Origin of the sequence: Oxalobacter vibrioformis (assembly GCF_027118995.1) — a bacterium.
GTDB classification, from domain to species: domain Bacteria; phylum Pseudomonadota; class Gammaproteobacteria; order Burkholderiales; family Burkholderiaceae_D; genus Oxalobacter; species Oxalobacter vibrioformis.
In genome coordinates this window covers 1,301,558-1,317,795 of the sequence record NZ_CP098242.1, presented here as the reverse complement: position 1 = coordinate 1,317,795, position 16,238 = coordinate 1,301,558, and the positions used below count along the sequence as shown (strand labels likewise).

The 16,238-nt window shown below is 51.8% G+C and carries 14 protein-coding genes; 9 read left to right on the top strand and 5 right to left on the bottom strand.

The features are described from left to right. The first annotated feature begins 19 nt into the window (after window positions 1-19). On the top strand, window positions 20-898 hold the full coding sequence (locus tag NB640_RS06490; protein WP_269307938.1) for a ParB/RepB/Spo0J family partition protein: 879 nt from the start codon (window positions 20-22) through the stop codon (window positions 896-898). A gap of 12 nt (window positions 899-910) precedes the next feature. Here the strand turns inward: NB640_RS06490 and NB640_RS06485 are convergent, their stop codons facing one another. Further along, entirely contained in the window at window positions 911-1,486 is a 576-nt protein-coding gene (locus NB640_RS06485) for a hypoxanthine-guanine phosphoribosyltransferase (protein WP_269307936.1), read from the bottom strand. A 202-nt stretch (window positions 1,487-1,688) separates the two neighbouring features. Here NB640_RS06485 and NB640_RS06480 point away from each other — a divergent pair, with 202 nt between their 5' ends. Further along, window positions 1,689-3,524, top strand: a complete 1,836-nt coding sequence (locus NB640_RS06480; protein ID WP_269307934.1) for an aminopeptidase P family protein — start codon at window positions 1,689-1,691, stop codon at window positions 3,522-3,524. A gap of 51 nt (window positions 3,525-3,575) precedes the next feature. Here the strand turns inward: NB640_RS06480 and NB640_RS06475 are convergent, their stop codons facing one another. Further along, entirely contained in the window at window positions 3,576-3,827 is a 252-nt protein-coding gene (locus tag NB640_RS06475) for a DUF6139 family protein (RefSeq protein WP_269307932.1), read from the bottom strand. A 185-nt stretch (window positions 3,828-4,012) separates the two neighbouring features. Here NB640_RS06475 and mgtA point away from each other — a divergent pair, with 185 nt between their 5' ends. After that, window positions 4,013-6,724 (top strand): magnesium-translocating P-type ATPase, encoded by a 2,712-nt coding sequence (gene mgtA / locus NB640_RS06470; protein ID WP_269310410.1) that lies wholly within the window; start codon window positions 4,013-4,015, stop codon window positions 6,722-6,724. A 63-nt stretch (window positions 6,725-6,787) separates the two neighbouring features. Here the strand turns inward: mgtA and gyrB are convergent, their stop codons facing one another. The 3 genes from gyrB to dnaA all read right to left on the bottom strand — a co-directional run bounded on the left by gyrB (window position 6,788) and on the right by dnaA (window position 11,918). After that, window positions 6,788-9,280: a DNA topoisomerase (ATP-hydrolyzing) subunit B gene (gene gyrB / locus NB640_RS06465; RefSeq protein WP_269307930.1), complete on the bottom strand. Its 2,493-nt coding sequence runs from the start codon at window positions 9,278-9,280 to the stop codon at window positions 6,788-6,790. A 108-nt stretch (window positions 9,281-9,388) separates the two neighbouring features. Continuing rightward, window positions 9,389-10,495, bottom strand: a complete 1,107-nt coding sequence (gene dnaN / locus NB640_RS06460) for a DNA polymerase III subunit beta (RefSeq protein WP_269307928.1) — start codon at window positions 10,493-10,495, stop codon at window positions 9,389-9,391. 52 nt (window positions 10,496-10,547) lie between these two features. Beyond that, window positions 10,548-11,918, bottom strand: a complete 1,371-nt coding sequence (dnaA, locus tag NB640_RS06455; RefSeq protein WP_269310409.1) for a chromosomal replication initiator protein DnaA — start codon at window positions 11,916-11,918, stop codon at window positions 10,548-10,550. 388 nt (window positions 11,919-12,306) lie between these two features. Between dnaA and rpmH the strand changes: the two genes are divergently transcribed. The 6 genes from rpmH (at window position 12,307) to slmA (ending at window position 16,190) form a co-directional block, all read left to right on the top strand. Beyond that, window positions 12,307-12,441: a 50S ribosomal protein L34 gene (gene rpmH / locus NB640_RS06450; protein ID WP_269307926.1), complete on the top strand. Its 135-nt coding sequence runs from the start codon at window positions 12,307-12,309 to the stop codon at window positions 12,439-12,441. A 26-nt stretch (window positions 12,442-12,467) separates the two neighbouring features. Further along, window positions 12,468-12,839, top strand: coding sequence for a ribonuclease P protein component (gene rnpA, locus NB640_RS06445; protein ID WP_269307924.1), 372 nt, complete (start codon window positions 12,468-12,470; stop codon window positions 12,837-12,839). After that, window positions 12,839-13,105: a membrane protein insertion efficiency factor YidD gene (gene yidD, locus NB640_RS06440; protein WP_269307922.1), complete on the top strand. Its 267-nt coding sequence runs from the start codon at window positions 12,839-12,841 to the stop codon at window positions 13,103-13,105. The genes rnpA and yidD overlap by 1 nt, the downstream gene beginning before the upstream one ends. 6 nt (window positions 13,106-13,111) lie before the next feature. Continuing rightward, window positions 13,112-14,803 carry a membrane protein insertase YidC gene (gene yidC / locus NB640_RS06435; protein WP_269310369.1) on the top strand — a complete coding sequence of 564 codons (1,692 nt, stop codon included), beginning with the start codon at window positions 13,112-13,114 and terminating at the stop codon, window positions 14,801-14,803. A gap of 62 nt (window positions 14,804-14,865) precedes the next feature. After that, window positions 14,866-15,582 carry a pyrimidine 5'-nucleotidase gene (locus NB640_RS06430; protein ID WP_269310368.1) on the top strand — a complete coding sequence of 239 codons (717 nt, stop codon included), beginning with the start codon at window positions 14,866-14,868 and terminating at the stop codon, window positions 15,580-15,582. Window positions 15,583-15,614: 32 nt separating this feature from the next. Then, window positions 15,615-16,190, top strand: a complete 576-nt coding sequence (slmA, locus tag NB640_RS06425; RefSeq protein ID WP_269310367.1) for a nucleoid occlusion factor SlmA — start codon at window positions 15,615-15,617, stop codon at window positions 16,188-16,190. Window positions 16,191-16,238 lie beyond the last annotated feature (48 nt).

Below are 16,238 nucleotides of genomic sequence, written 5' to 3'. Positions count from 1 at the left end.
TTTTCAGGATAAAGACAAGATGACGAAAAAGAAAAAAGGGTTGGGAAGAGGACTGGAGGTATTGCTTGGATCGGTCCCTGATTTTTCTCCGGACAAGGGTGACCTTTCGAGCGTGCCGGTTGCCATGCTGCAGGCAGGCAAATACCAGCCGCGTTCGCGTATGGATGAAGGGGCATTGAATGAGCTGGCCCAGTCCATTCGGGAGCAGGGCGTCATGCAGCCGATTCTGGTCAGGCGGGTCGGCCAGAAAGAGGGTGCTGACCGTTATGAGATTATTGCCGGTGAAAGGCGTTATCGGGCGGCACAACTGGCAGGACTGGATCATATCCCGGCGCTGGTCAAGGATGTGGATGACCAGACGGCTGCCGCCATGGCGCTCATTGAAAACATGCAGCGCGAGGACCTCAATCCGCTGGAAGAGGCACAGGGTATTCACCGCCTGATAACGGATTTCGGGTTTACACATGAACAGGCGGCCAATGCGGTTGGCCGTTCCCGCAGTGCCGTATCAAATCTGCTGCGTTTGATGAATCTGGCCAGGCCGGTTCAAACCATGCTGATGGCCGGTGATATCGATATGGGACATGCAAGGGCGCTGCTGGCTGCAGATGGTGCTGCCCAGATTACTCTGGCTACCCAGGTTGTTGCGAAAAGGCTGTCTGTCAGGGAAACAGAAAAACTGGTTGCACGCGAATTATCGGACAAATCAGCCATCGACAGGAAAAAGGAAAAGGTAAAATCCGCCGATATCACGCGGCTCGAAGAAGAACTGTCGGACATGCTGGCCACCAGGGTGTCTTTTCGGGTCAATGCCAAAGGACGCGGCCAGATGCTGATTGATTTTGCTGATCTGGATGTGCTGGATGGTGTGATACAGCGATTGCGTCCGTTGGCATGACAGGGTTTTTGATCAGATCACAAGCGGGTCGACAGTAAGCGCCCGGATGTCCGGCAGGTTGCGCCAGTAACCTTCAATATCCATTCCAAACCCGATGACAAACCGGTTGGGCAGTGTCATGCCGACATGATCTGGGGTGACCGGCTTTTTCGCGTTAAGTTGTTTATCGCCAAAAACCGCCAGGATCACCTTGGCAGCTCCCATTTCCAGCAGGCGTTTCTGGACATGCGCCAGTGTTTCGCCTTCATCCAGAATATCATCCAGAACAACGATGATGCGGTTCATGACATTCTGGCGGGGAATGACTTTCCATATCACCTCGCTGCCATGCTCTTCACTGCCATAACGGGATACATGAATAAAGTCGAATTCCAGGGGAAAGTTCAGCTTGGGGAGCAATTGCCCCGAAAAAATAACGGCACCACCCATGACGCTAAGAAACAAGGGAAATGAATCTGTTTCAACATGATTGAAACGTTCATTGAGCTCGGTGGCGACCTTGTTGACCGCAGCCTGTACTTCTTCAGGGGAGCAAACCTGTTCGGTTTTTTGCAGGATTTTTTTGGCGCGTTCGTTATGAGAATCCATTGCTTTTGCTCATGAAAATTGATAAACGCTGATCAAAACAGGATAAAAGCGCCGCTTCCCGGCATTTCCTGCCATATCAGTTATAGAATTATGCAGGATTTACAATTTAAAACAAGTTTAAATACCCAACACCTGTTATGGGGACAAAGACTGTTATCCAGGTAGCGTCTGGAAGGAAAAACCACAGGGAGGTATAAAGAGAATGGAAGTCAATCCGGTATCAACGGCCATGATAGCCAGTCGAATCAGCCGGTTACGCCAGGCCATGAAAAAAGCGGGTATCGCGGCTTATATCGTGCTTTCTTCTGATCCGCACCTGTCCGAATATCTGCCGTTACACTGGCAGAGTCGGCAGTGGTTGTCGGGGTTTGATGGTTCTGCAGGCTCTCTGGTTGTAACGGACGACTTTGCGGGATTATGGACAGACAGCCGGTACTGGGTTCAGGCCGAAAAGCAGCTCTCGGGGACGGGTATTGTCCTGATGAGGATGCCGGGCAGCAATCCTCTGGCCTACGCTGAGTGGCTGTCCGCTCATCTGGATGATGGCATGACGGTTGCTCTGGACGGGCGTCTTGTCAGTCTTGCCACCGCAAGGCAACTGAAGGAAAAGCTGCTTTCATCAACGTTGCAGCTCAGGATGGACTGTGATCTGATTGATGGCCTCTGGCAGGAACGCCCTGTTTTGCCTTCGTTTCCGGTATATGAGCATATGGCCGGTATGGTTGCGTTGAGCCGTGTGGAGAAGCTGCAGCTTTTGCGCGACAGTCTTTCTGCGGCAGGGGCGACGTCGCATGTTATTTCGACACTGGATGATATTGCCTGGCTTTTGAATCTGCGCGGCGCTGATATCGCATTCAATCCGCTTTTTATTTCCCATCTGCTGGTCGGTACGGATCAGGCGACACTCTTTATTGACAGGTTGAAAGTCCCTCTAAAATTGCAGCAGCAGATGGCCTCAGACGGGATTGTCATACAGCCGTATGACAGTGTGGTGGCGGCACTCGCTGCCTTACCGGCAGAAACCGTATTACTGGTTGATCCCCGTCGGATAACCATCGGCATGTTTTCCGCCATTAACAGCAACATACGGATAGTGGAATCCATCAATCCCTCGGTATTGCTGAAATCACGCAAGGCGCAAAGCGAAGTGGCACATATCCGACAGACCATGGAGCAGGATGGTGCCGCCCTGTGTGAATTTTTTGTCTGGTTTGAAGATGCCATGGAGAAGGGAGAAACGATAACAGAACTGACCGTTGCTGAAAAAATCGAGGCATACAGGAAAGCGCGTCCCGGTTTTGTCAGCCTGAGTTTTGATACGATTGCGGGTTTCAATGAGAATGGCGCATTGCCGCATTATCGTGCGACACCGGATGACTTTGCCGTAATTGACCGCCCGGGCCTGCTGCTGATTGATTCCGGGGGACAGTATCCGGGCGGCACAACCGATATCACGCGCGTTGTGCCGGTTGGAAAGCCATCACCCGAACAGAAACAGGACTATACCCTCGTGCTCAAGGGACTGATTGCCCTGTCATCCATCTGCTTTCCACGTGCTATCCGCGCCGCCATGCTGGATGCGGTTGCCCGGGCACCGTTGTGGCAGCATGGGCTGGATTATGGTCATGGCACCGGGCACGGCATCGGTTATTTCCTGAATGTGCATGAGGGACCGCAATCCATTTCCTATCATGCCATGCCGGATGTCCATACCGCCATGGAGGAGGGGATGATCACCTCCATTGAGCCGGGTGTTTATCGTCCCGGACAGTGGGGCATCCGCCTGGAGAATCTGGTTGTCAATCGCAAGGCAGAGACAACGGCATTCGGGGAATATCTGAACTTTGAAACCCTGACCTTATGCCCCTTTGATGCGAGATGTATTGAGGTATCCCTGTTGACTCATGCCGAGATTGCCTGGCTCAACCGCTATCACATTGACGTTCGGCAGCGATTGTTGCCGTTGTTGTCCGATGCGGCAAAAGCGTGGTTGTTATCCCGAACCCAGCCGCTGGCAGCCCAGGGGCTGGCGGGATAAAAAAGCGGCTTTCCTTTTCATGGAAAGCCGCTTTTCTTGGGAAAACCCTTCTCAGATATGACCATCCACACCGGGAATGCTGGCAGAGGTGGAAATGGCATAGCCTTTGGTTTGTATCTGTTTTGCCGGCTGGATAATGGAATATTCATCCAGTGATTCCAGATCGATATTCAGGTCGACGCCTCTGGCATCCATTTCCCAGTCGATATTGGCCGCTTCTGCCGGGATAAGCCGGCCTTCCGGCACGATCAGGTAGGAAAAATTATTCTCCCGCTCTTCCCGGCGAAAAATATCTACTCTCATGTACGTTCTCCTGGTATGTTTTGAAACAAATGAATTCAGCATCTTGAACAGGCGGCCTGTGAGCGGTATCCATCTTTTTTATTTATACGACAGATAAGAAAAGAATACAATGCACCCAGATATCTGAAATCAGGTTAATGTTTGCCAAAAAGCAGGGATCGGATGAATCAGGGATGGGAGTAAAGATGCGCATGTCTTCACTGAAAAACCTTTTTGTCCCTTTTCTTCGTCATCGTCACCTGGGACGCCATTTTCAGCGCCTCATACTTTTTGAATCCCTGATGCATACAACAGTCAGCCGGAATATGCCGCCGGAGCAGGCGCAAATCCTCGTATCTATCGCAAGGCATACTCCAGAAACGGTTTTCGCACAGTTAAACAGTGATCCGGGCGGCTTGTCTGAAACGCAAGCTGAAGCGATGCGTGCGCAAAGCGGTTTCAATGAAATCGAACACGAAAAACCCTTGCCCTGGTGGGCGCATCTATGGCACTGCTACTGCAATCCTTTCAGTCTGTTGCTGACATTGCTGGCGGTCATTTCCTGTATCACTGGAGATCTGACGGCAACAGTGGTAATCAGCATAATGGTTGCCTTGGCGACCCTGCTGCGTTTTTGGCAGGAAGTCAAATCAAACAAGGCGGCAGATGAACTGAAGTCCATGGTAAGTAACACCACAAGCGTTATCAGAAAGCATGATGACGATAGCGGTGTCCTGACATCATCACGATACGAGATTCCTATCCGGTTACTCGTTCCTGGCGATATGATCCGGCTTTCTGCTGGCGATATGATTCCGGCAGATTGCCGTGTGCTGGCGGCAAGAGATCTTTTTGTTGCCCAGGCCGCGATGACCGGTGAATCCATGCCAGTGGAAAAGGCGGTTCAATTACATGATGCCAGCACCATGAATCCTCTGGAGCTGGACAATATCCTCTTCATGGGAACAAATATCGTATCCGGTTCTGCAACAGCTATCGTGATCCATACAGGAAACCGGACTTACTTCGGCGCACTTGCAAGCAGGGTTGTTGCAGAAGATCGTGCGCCGACATCTTTTCAGACGGGCGTCAACAGGGTCAGTTGGCTTTTGATCCGCTTTATGTTTGTCATGGCCCCGCTGGTACTCCTGATCAATGGTTTTACAAAGCATGACTGGCTGGATGCTTTCCTTTTTGCCCTGTCGATTGCGGTTGGCTTGACCCCGGAGATGTTGCCCATGATCGTGACGTCGACCCTGGCTAAGGGGGCGGTATTCCTGTCACGCAAAAAGGTGATTGTGAAGCGCCTGGGTGCAATTCAGAATTTTGGCGCCATGGATATTCTGTGTACGGATAAAACAGGCACATTGACACAGGACAAAATCTTTCTTTCTCATCATGTCGATGTGTGGGGAAAGATGTCAGATGAGGTTCTCGAACTGACTTATTTGAACAGCTACTACGAAACCGGACTGAAAAACCTGCTTGACGTGGCTGTGCTGGAGCAGAAGGTTAATGCGCAGGAAAATTTTTCAAAAGTAGATGAAATTCCTTTTGACTTTACACGGCGACGCATGTCAGTGGTGGTTGCGAAAGAGGCGGCACAGCATTTACTGATAACGAAAGGAGCGGTCGATGAGATTCTGGCGTGCTGTTCAACGCTGAAAGATCAGAATGGCATCACAGAACTGACACCGGAGCTGCTTTCCCGGGTTCGTGAGGTTACCGCTCATTTCAATGCTGACGGATACCGTGTTGTGGCCGTCGCAGTAAAGACGTTTCCGGGCGAAAAAGAACAATACAGTATCGCAGATGAATCCGGCCTCACGTTAATGGGATATGTTGCTTTCCTTGATCCGCCCAAAGAAAGTACTGCCCCGGCCTTGCAGGCACTGGCTGCGCATGGCATTTCGGTCAAGGTTCTGACAGGTGACAATGAACTGGTGACAGAAAAAGTCTGTCGTGACGTCGGCCTGCCCATGCACGGTGTGCTGCTGGGGGGAGATATCGAAGGCATGGATGATGAAACCCTTGCCCGCGCTATTGAAAGCCAGAATATATTTGCACGGCTGACGCCCCTGCACAAGGAACGCATTGTCGCCATGTACAAACGGAACGGACATGTTGTCGGATTCATGGGCGATGGCATCAATGACGCCTCGGCGCTGCGTGCTGCGGATATTGGTATTTCTGTTGATACTGGTGTTGATATTGCCAAAGAGGCCGCCGATATCATTTTGCTGGAAAACAGCCTGATGGTGCTGGAAGAAGGGGTGCAGGAGGGGCGCCGCACGTTTGCGAACATGCTCAAATATATCAAGATGACCGCCAGTTCCAACTTCGGGAATGTTTTTTCTGTTCTGATTGCCAGTGCTTTTTTGCCCTTTCTTCCCATGCTGCCTTTGCAGCTTCTGGTACAGAATCTGCTTTATGATATTTCCCAGACGGCCATTCCGTTTGATAATGTCGATTCTGATTTGATACAGAAACCACAGAGATGGCAGCCTGCCGACATCGGGCGCTTCATGCTGTTTTTTGGCCCCATCAGTTCGATTTTCGATGTATTGACGTTTGCGATGATGTGGTTTGTTTTTGGTGCCGGCAGTCCGGAAAAACAGGCGCTTTTTCAATCAGGCTGGTTTGTTGTCGGTTTGCTGACCCAGACCCTGATTGTTCACATGATCCGTACGCCAAAGATCCCTTTTATACAGAGCCGGCCTGCATGGCCGTTGATGGCCGCGACCATCATTATCATGGGCACAGGTATTTTTCTTCCAATGGGGCCGCTGGCCGAGTATTTCAGGATGGAGGCGCTTCCGCCACTGTATTTTGCGCTTTTGCCCCTGATTCTTCTTGGTTACATGGTTTTGACGCAACTGATGAAAAAATGGTATCAGCATTACTGGGGATGGCAGTAAGCGTGGGCGGAACCCATCATGAAAAAAGGGCCACTAACAGCCCTTTTTTCATTCACTGGCGTATCAGATATCGATATTGCCTGCCATTAAGGCATGATTTTCAATAAAGGCGCGGCGGGGTTCGACATTGTCACCCATGAGGGTCGTGAAAATCTGGTCAGCGGCAATCGCATCCTCAATCCTGACTTTCAGCAGACGGCGGACTCCCGGATCCATGGTGGTTTCCCATAACTGATCCGGGTTCATCTCACCCAGCCCCTTGTATCGCTGCTTGGAAACACCGCGCTCCGCTTCATTTCTCAGCCATTGCATGGCCTGGTGGAAGTTCTGGATGGCGGCTTCGCGCATGCGGTCGCCGTCGCCACGCCGGATGGTGGCGCCAGCGCCGATCAACCCGCTAAATGTCTGTGAGGCTTTTGTCAGCGTGCGGTAGTCCGGGCTGCGAAGGAAGTCGCTATCAATTCTTGTCAGGCGGATATTGCCATGCTGCTTGCGCTGGATACATAGTGTGTATTCACCGGAAAGGTCATCCTGTTTGGCCTGGACCTGGATATCAGGATTATTGATGGCGTCGGTCAACTGGCGGGCAGAGTGTTCTGCCGCTTCTCTGGAGTCCAGGTTCAGCGTGGTGCCGGTCATGACCGCAGATAAGGCATCGGTATCAATGACCCGGGACATGCGCGTAATGACGCCATTGGCCAGGTTGTACTGCTTGACCATCTCTTCCAGTGATTCTCCGTTGATCGGCTCGGCGCCGGCGCGAGCAATCAGTGAGGCGCCCTGCAATGCGATCGACATCATATGCGTGGCTTCTTCCAGGTCGTCCTTGAGATAACGTTCATCCCGGCCAACCTTGACCTTGTACAGGGGGGGCTGTGCAATATAAATATGTCCTCGCTCAACGAGTTGCGGCATCTGCCGGTAAAAGAGCGTTAAAAGCAGGGTGCGGATATGCGCACCGTCCACATCGGCGTCGGTCATGATGATGATGCGGTGATAACGCAGTTTTTCAATGTCGAAATCTTCCGGTCCGATGCTGGTGCCAAGTGTGGCAATCAGCGTGGTGATCTGTTCAGAGGAAAGCATTTTCTCAAAACGGGATTTTTCCACATTCAGTACCTTGCCGCGCAGCGGCAAAATGGCCTGGAATTTCCGGTCACGTCCCTGTTTTGCCGAGCCGCCTGCCGAATCGCCCTCAACGATATAAAGTTCAGCCATTGCGGGGTCTTTTTCCTGGCAGTCAGCCAGCTTGGCAGACAGACCAAGACCATCCAGCACGCCTTTACGCCGGGTGAGTTCCCTTGCCTTTCTTGCGGCTTCACGTGCGCGGGCTGCCTCGACAATTTTGCTGCAGATGATTCTGGCATCACCCGGTCTTTCCTGGAGGTAGTCGGTCAGGGTCTTGGCAACGATTTCCTCTACCGGCCCGCGAACTTCGGATGAAACCAGCTTGTCCTTGGTTTGTGAGCTGAATTTGGGTTCGGGTACCTTGACCGAGAGAACACAGGTGAGTCCTTCTCTCATGTCATCGCCGGATACGTCGACCTTGGCTTTTTTTGCCAGTTCGTTTTCCTCAATGTAACGGTTGATCACCCGGGTCATGGCGGCGCGCAGGCCGGTCAGATGGCTGCCGCCGTCACGCTGGGGAATATTGTTGGTATAGCAAAGAACCTGCTCGTTATAACTGTCATTCCACTGCATGGAAATATCGACGGTAATAGCGGTATCATGGTCAGACATCCGTTCGCCGGTCGCCTGGAAGATATTCTGGTGCAGGACGCTTTTGCCCTGGTTAATGTATTCAACAAAGCCGCGGGTTCCGCCTTCGTAGGCAAACACCTCGGAGCGGCCGGTCCGTTCGTCGGTCAACTGGATGCGGACACCATTATTCAGAAATGACAGTTCGCGGATGCGGCGTGCCAGGGTGTCGTAGTGAAACTCAATGGCGGAAAAAATGGTGTCATCGGGCCAGAAGTGCACCTGGGTGCCGGTTCCCTGAGCGTCACCAATAACCGGAATGGGTGAGCATTCCACCCCGTCAATCGTTTCAACCACTGTATTTTGCGGAATGCCACGCGCAAATTCCATGTAATGTTTTTTGCCATCGCGCTGGATTGTCAACTGCAGGAGCGTGGAGAGGCCATTGACGCAGGAAACGCCCACGCCATGAAGGCCACCAGAGACTTTATAGGAGTTCTGGTCAAATTTGCCGCCTGCATGCAGCTCTGTCATGACAATTTCAGCCGCACTGCGTTTGGGAACATTCTTGTCATCGTGCTTGATGCCGGTCGGAATGCCGCGGCCATTGTCGACAACGGAAACCGAATTGTCTGAATGCAGGGTGACATGGATCTCTGAACAATAACCGGCCAGTGCCTCATCAATGGAATTATCCAGTACCTCAAATACCAGATGGTGAAGCCCGGTTCCATCGGAAGTGTCGCCGATGTACATGCCCGGACGCTTGCGAACGGCCTCAAGGCCTTCAAGAATCTGGATGGATTCCTCGCCGTATCCGTTATTATCCTGGTTATTGGTGTGTTGGTTTTCTGACATGGAACAGCCTTTTAAAAACACGGGCCCGGCCAGCGGGCCTCAATAAAACAGCGACGGATATGTGAGATGTGAAACACCGTATCCGTATCGGGTCAAGCGATCAGACGATCAGATGCGCATTGGCATGACGACATACCGGAAGTCAGGATTGTCCGGTATGGTAATCAGGGCGGATGAGTTGGCATCACCCAGCTCAACGATAATCTCGTCACTTTTCTGGTTACCCAGCACGTCCAGCAGATAGGTCACATTAAAACCGATATCCACACTGTCGCCGTTATAGTCAATTTCAAGTTCTTCAATCGCCTCTTCCTGATCGGTATTGGTTGAACTGATCTTGAGGCTGCCGGCGTTGACAATGCAGCGAATGCCCTTGAATTTGTCGCTGGTCATGATGGCTGCACGTTGCAGTGCACGTTGCAGTAACTCTCTTGGGATGGTGAAGCGGTTTTTGTAGCCCTTCGGGATGACACGAGTGTAATCGGGAAACTTGCCTTCAACCAGCTTGGAAATCAGTTCCAGGCCGCTGAAAGTAAACTTGACCTGGCTGCCGCTGATGTCGATACGTACCATATCGTCGGTGTCATCGAGCAGACGCTGTAACTCAAGGATGGTCTTGCGCGGCACGATGACTTCATTGCGCTCATATTCCTGGTCTGTCCCGATCTGGCAGTAAGCCAGGCGATGTCCGTCTGTTGCCACAGCGGAAAGGGTTTTTCCGTCAGCGATCAGCAGAAGGCCATTCAGGTAGTAGCGGATATCCTGCTGTGCCATGGAGAAGTAAACCATGCCCAAAAGCGCCTTGAGCGCTTTTTGAGGCAATTCGACGCTGGTTGTGTATTCCGAAGCCTCTGCTACCGTCGGAAAATCATCTGCTGACAGCGTCTGCAGCGAAAAACGGGACTTCCCGGACTGGACGGTCAGGCGTTTATCCACAAGCGTTAAGGATACGTCTGATGAATCAGGCAGTGCGCGCAGGATATCAACCAGTTTTCTTGCTGCCACTGTGGTTGCGGCTTTTTCGTCGCCGGCGCCGACATCGGCGCTGGTCATGATCTGGACTTCAGTGTCCGTTGAGAGAAAAGAAACCGCGCTACCCTCTTTTTTGATCAGAATATTGGCAAGGATGGGCAGGGTATGTCTGCGTTCCACAATGCCGCTGACCATTTGCAGGGGGCGAAGGAGATTGTCTCTGCCGGTTTTAACAAGTTGCATGTTTCGGTCCTTGAAAAATTGATATCTGGTTGAGTATGGGTTGTTTTATCCGTCAGCCTTTTAGCGTCTGCTCCAGGACATGCAGTTCACGGTTGCATTCCGGATTTTTTATCCTATCCTGTGCGATTTTTCTTACCGCATGTAATACCGTTGTATGATCACGCCCGCCAAAAAGCTCTCCGATTTCCGGCAGGCTTTTCTGGGTCAGTTCCTTTGTCAGATACATGGCGATCTGGCGGGGCCTGGCAATATTGGCCGGCCGCCGCTTGGAATACATGTCAGCCACCTTGATATGAAAGAAATCGGCAACCGTTTTCTGGATGTTTTCAACAGAAATCTGACGGTTCTGAACGGACAGCAGGTCTTTTAACGCTTCCTTGGTGAGGTCGATCGAAATATCCTGCCCATGGAAACGGGAGTATGCCAGTATCTTTCTCAGTGCGCCTTCCAGTTCGCGGACATTGGAACGCAGATGTTTGGCAACAAAAAAGGCAACATCGTCGGTCAGTTGTACCCCTTCCATTCCCGCTTTTTTCAGGAGGATCGCAACCCGCATTTCCAGTTCCGGCGGCTCGATTGCCACTGTCAGGCCGGAGTCAAAGCGGGATGTCAGGCGCGCTTCCAGCCCGGAAATTTCCTTGGGGTAGGTTTCACTGGTGATGATGATTTGCTTGCGGGCAGCAATCAACGCCTCAAAGGCATAAAAGAATTCTTCCTGGGTTCGCGGTTTGCCGACAAAAAACTGGATATCGTCAATCAGCAGCACGTCCAGAGAATGGTAATAGCGTTTTAGTTCATCAAACCCCTTGCGCTGATAGGCCGTCACGACATCGCGAACATACTGTTCGGCATGAATGTAGCGAATCCGTGCTCCCGGCATATCCTGCATGACCTGGTTGCCGATGGCATGGATAAGATGGGTTTTGCCCAATCCGACGCCGCCGAACAGATACAGGGGATTATAGGAACCCCCGGGGTTATTGGCGACCTGAATGGCTGCGGCCCGGGCAAGCTGGTTGGCCTTGCCGGTTACAAAACTGTCAAAGGTCATTTCCCGGTTGATGCCACTTTCATCCTTGGGTGCTTCTGCTACTTGCGGTAATGGTCGGATTCCCGAAGCAGACGGTCCTGTTGCTGTTGTGCCGGAAACCGGCTGGGGGGCTGATGGAGCCGGTTTGCCCGATTTGACCTCAATGGAAAATTTGACTTCAACAGGCTCATGCCAGTACAGGGAAGCCAGCGCGGCCAGCCGGTCTGAGAACTGGTTTTTTGCCCAGTCCAGCTTGAAACGGTTGGGCGCAGCAATGCGCAGGGTACCGTCTTCAAAGCCGAGCGGTGTTAACGGCTTTATCCACGCGCTGTACTGTTGCGGCGTCAGTTCCAGCTCCAGTTGGTTCAGACAGTTTTGCCAGAAGTTTTCCATGTCGGTGAATAAATCGTTAAATCCCTGTACAGCCCTGAAGGCGTCCTGTTGTTGAAATACGCCGTTCGTTGTGGTTTTTTTTGCAAAAAAAACCATATATTTGTCACTTTGGCAGGGACAAATAAAAGCGGATTTTTTGTGAATTGAAACTATGCTATTTTACTCTGAATCGGGAAAGTTATCCACAGGTTGACGAGGATTTTGAAGAGATTCTTTGCCAAAATGGGATAGAGTATTGACAGACAAGGGTAAACTACGGTCTAATCACGGGTTCTTTGCACGCAAAGTGATCCTTTTGTCATGGCTAATGCGGTCGTGTTGGCAGCCTGTATCAGTTTGACGAAGCAACAGAGTTACCCGTTTATTATTGCTGACTAGCGAGACCATCATGAAACGTACCTATCAACCTTCAGTTGTACGCCGCAAGCGTACCCACGGTTTCCGTGCCCGTATGGCAACGAGAAATGGCCGCGCTGTGCTGAATGCACGCCGCGCCAAAGGCCGCAAACGTCTGGCTGTATAAGTCTGACGGTGCCTATTGCTTGTCGTGTGAGCCAGAATTTTTCACGCGAAAGGCGCATCGTTAAAACGGATGATTTTTCATCCGTTTTTCGTTTGAGGCCAAAAAACAGGACCGGGCATTTCACGCTGTATGCCCGGGGCAACACGTTGCAACATGCCCGTTTGGGACTGGTGGTTGCAAAGCGTCTTGCCCAACGGGCGGTGACCCGGAATATGATAAAGCGGGTGTGTCGGGAAGTGTTCAGGAAAAAGGCGCTGGATTCCATGGATTATATTGTGCGTCTTTCTGCTTCAGTCGTTACCCGCCGTAATCCGGCAACAGGTGTGCAATTGAAGCGGCTGGTAAAAAAAGAGCTTGAGCAGTTATTTGCCGGGGAAACCCAAAACAGGGAAAGCTGATGAAGTCACCATTGCAATTGATCCTGCTTTTTTTTCTGCGCGCATATCAATTGTGCATCAGCCCCTTTTTAGGGCAAAATTGTCGTTTTTATCCAACATGCTCTCAATATGCCATGGAAGCGATTTCCACCCATGGCTGCATAAAAGGGCTGTTTCTGGCAATTTGCCGTTTGTGTAAATGCCATCCGTGGCACGCCGGTGGATGTGATCCGGTTCCACCAAAGAAAAACGAATCCGCTTCGTCCCACTGTAAACATCAGAGTTAAAGAGTTATGGATACCAAAAAACGCACAACCTTATGGCTTATTCTGGCAATAGCGCTGTTTATGCTATGGGATAACTGGCAGGTATACCAGGGCGGTACATCGCTTTTTTTCAGAGGGGGGGCAAAAGAGGCCCAGACGGCAAAAGACAAGGCCGGCCTGCCTGAAGTTCCCATCCAGACGGCGGCCATACCGGCAGCGGAAGAGCCGGAGCAAAACACGGCTGAAACCAAGCGGGTGGCGCCTGCCAAGCCGGCAGAAACCATTACGATTTCCACCGATGTGCTGGTTGCGAAGATCAGCACGCTCGGGGGCGTGATTGAAGAGCTTGAGCTTTTGCCCCATCGCGATAACGTTGATGCGGAAAAGCACATGAAGCTTTTCCAGAAAAATGAGCATCTGACCTATCTGGCGCAAACCGGCTTGAGCGGAGGAGCCTATCCCAATCACACCACGGTCTATTCTGTCAGACCCGGCAGCCGGACACTGGGTGACGCCAATGAAATCCAGTTGATCATGGATGCCGAACAGGGAGGCGTACGCCTGACCAAAACCTATACCTTTCATCGCAATGATTACACCATTGACATCAAACACGATGTGACCAACCTGGGCAAGGACCCCATCCATCCTTCAGTTTATCTCCAGTTGGTTCGCGATGACAGTAAGCCGGAAGGGCAGTCGCGCTGGATCAGCACATTTACCGGCCCTGCTGTCTATTCAGCGGAAGACAAATTCCAGAAGCTGGACTTTGACAAGATTGCCGATGGCAAGGCCGAGTTTGCCACTAAAGTTGATAATGGCTGGATCGGCATGGTCCAGCATTACTTTGTCTCTGCCATCATTCCCAAGGAAGAGGCGGCGCGGGAAAATTTTGCCCGGAAAATCGATGACCATCTTTTTGCTTTTGGCTCTCTTGTGCCGGTCGGAACCGTTGAGCCGCACAAAACGGTGACCAGCGAGTCGCGTCTTTATGCCGGGCCGCAGGAGTCTGCCGTGCTGGAAAAAACGGCGCCGGGCCTGGAACTGGTCAAGGATTATGGCTGGCTGACCATTATTGCCAAGCCGATTTTCTGGCTGATGGTGCAGATCCACAAGGAAGTGGGTAACTGGGGCTGGACGATTATTCTGCTGACGGTCCTCATCAAGGTCGCCTTTGTCCCGCTTTCTGCTGCGAGTTATCGCAGCATGGCACGGATGAAGCAGCATATGCCCAAGATCATGGAGTTAAAGGATCGCTACAAGGATGACAAGCCGCGCCAGAACCAGGTCCTGATGGATTATTACAAGACGGAGAAAATCAATCCGGTTGGCGGCTGCCTGCCGGTCGTTATCCAGATTCCGGTATTCATTTCGCTTTACTGGGTGCTTTTAGCCAGTATTGAGATCCGGAATGCTCCCTGGCTTGGCTGGATTACCGATCTGGCAGCGCCGGACCCATTTTATATCCTGCCGGTCCTGATGGCGGTTTCGATGTTCATCCAGCAAAAGATGAGCCCGCCGCCGCCGGACCCGATGCAGGCCAAACTGATGATGACGATGCCCATCATCTTTTCCATTACCTTCTTTTTCTTCCCGTCCGGGCTGGTGCTGTACTGGGTGGTCAACAACATTTTATCCATCCTGCAGCAATGGTGGGTGACCAAGCGCTACATGGCCGGGAAAATAAAGGAAAAACCGAAAGCAAAAGGTAAATCCTGAGTCAGCGCAAGAAAAGGCCCGTGTTCACATGGGCCTTTTTTACATGAAAAAAGGATGGACACATGATCTGGATATTTGATCTGGACAATACATTGCACGACGCATCGCATGCGGTTTTTCCGGCCATTACCGCCAATATGAATGCCTTCATCGCCAACCACGCGGGAAAACCGGGGGAACCGGTTTCCACTGAAGCAGCCAATGCTCTCCGTCTTTTGTACTGGAAACGCTATGGCGCAACCATTTTAGGCATGATCCGCCATCATGGCGTGAAACCGGAAGCCTTTCTGGATGCCTCGCATGATCTGGGCGATCTTTCCCTGATGATCCGGGCAGAGCGCGGTCTAAAACGCCTGATGCGGCGCCTTCCGGGCAAAAAAATCCTGCTGACCAACGCAGCTTATGGCTATTCCCGAGATGTCCTCAGGCATCTCGGCTTACACCGTCATTTTGCCCGGCATGTTTCCATTGAATCGATGCAGGTCCATGGCCAGTTGTTGCCGAAGCCCTCCAAAAAGCTGTTTCGCAAGCTACTCGTTTCAGAAAGGATCCGTCCGTCACAATGTGTGCTCGTTGAAGACAGTGACGCCGTGTTAAAGGCCGGAAGGGCTGTCGGGATGCGAACGGCGCTGGTTACCCGGTATACCGGCCGTGACCGGTCTTTTGGCCATGCATCCCCCCGGAAAAAAAGAACAGGGCAGCAAAACCGTCCCGCTTTTGTGGATGTGAAAGTCCCATCCATCCGGCAATTGCCCCGTTACCTCAAAAAATTCAGATAACCCTGTCCATCCCACTATTGAGAGAATGTCATATGTCATCAGGCAAACCAGGTGAACGCAAACTGCAGATACTTCAGGCACTGGCACAAATGCTCGAACAGCCTCGCGGCGAAAAAATCACAACCGCGGCGCTGGCTCGCCATCTGTCGCTTTCCGAAGCGGCCCTTTACCGGCATTTTGCGAGCAAGGCACAGATGTTTGAAGGCTTGATCGAATTTATCGAAGCAACGGTTTTCGGGTTGATCAACCAGATCACGGCACAGGAAGAAAGCGGTTTTTCGCAGGTACAGGCCATGATCAGGATGCTGTTGAATTTTGCTGAACGCAATCCGGGCATGACGCGGGTACTCACGGGGGATGCGCTGGCCAACGAAGATGAGCGTCTGCAGCTCAGGATGAATCAGTTTTATGACCGGGTGGAGCTGGCTTTCCGTCACAGTCTGCGCGTGGCTGCGGCACAGGGGCAGGGCAGGGAAGATGATGCGGGAGTAAGGGCCGGAATTCTCATGGCATTTGTTGCCGGGCGCTGGCAGCGTTATGCCAAAACCGGCTTTACCGTCAGCCTGACGCAGGATATGCCTCAACAGATCCGGCTGCTCCTGATGTAAGCATGTGTTGTCAGATGGGGTAAAAGTCATATTCGCCGGGGAGACGTG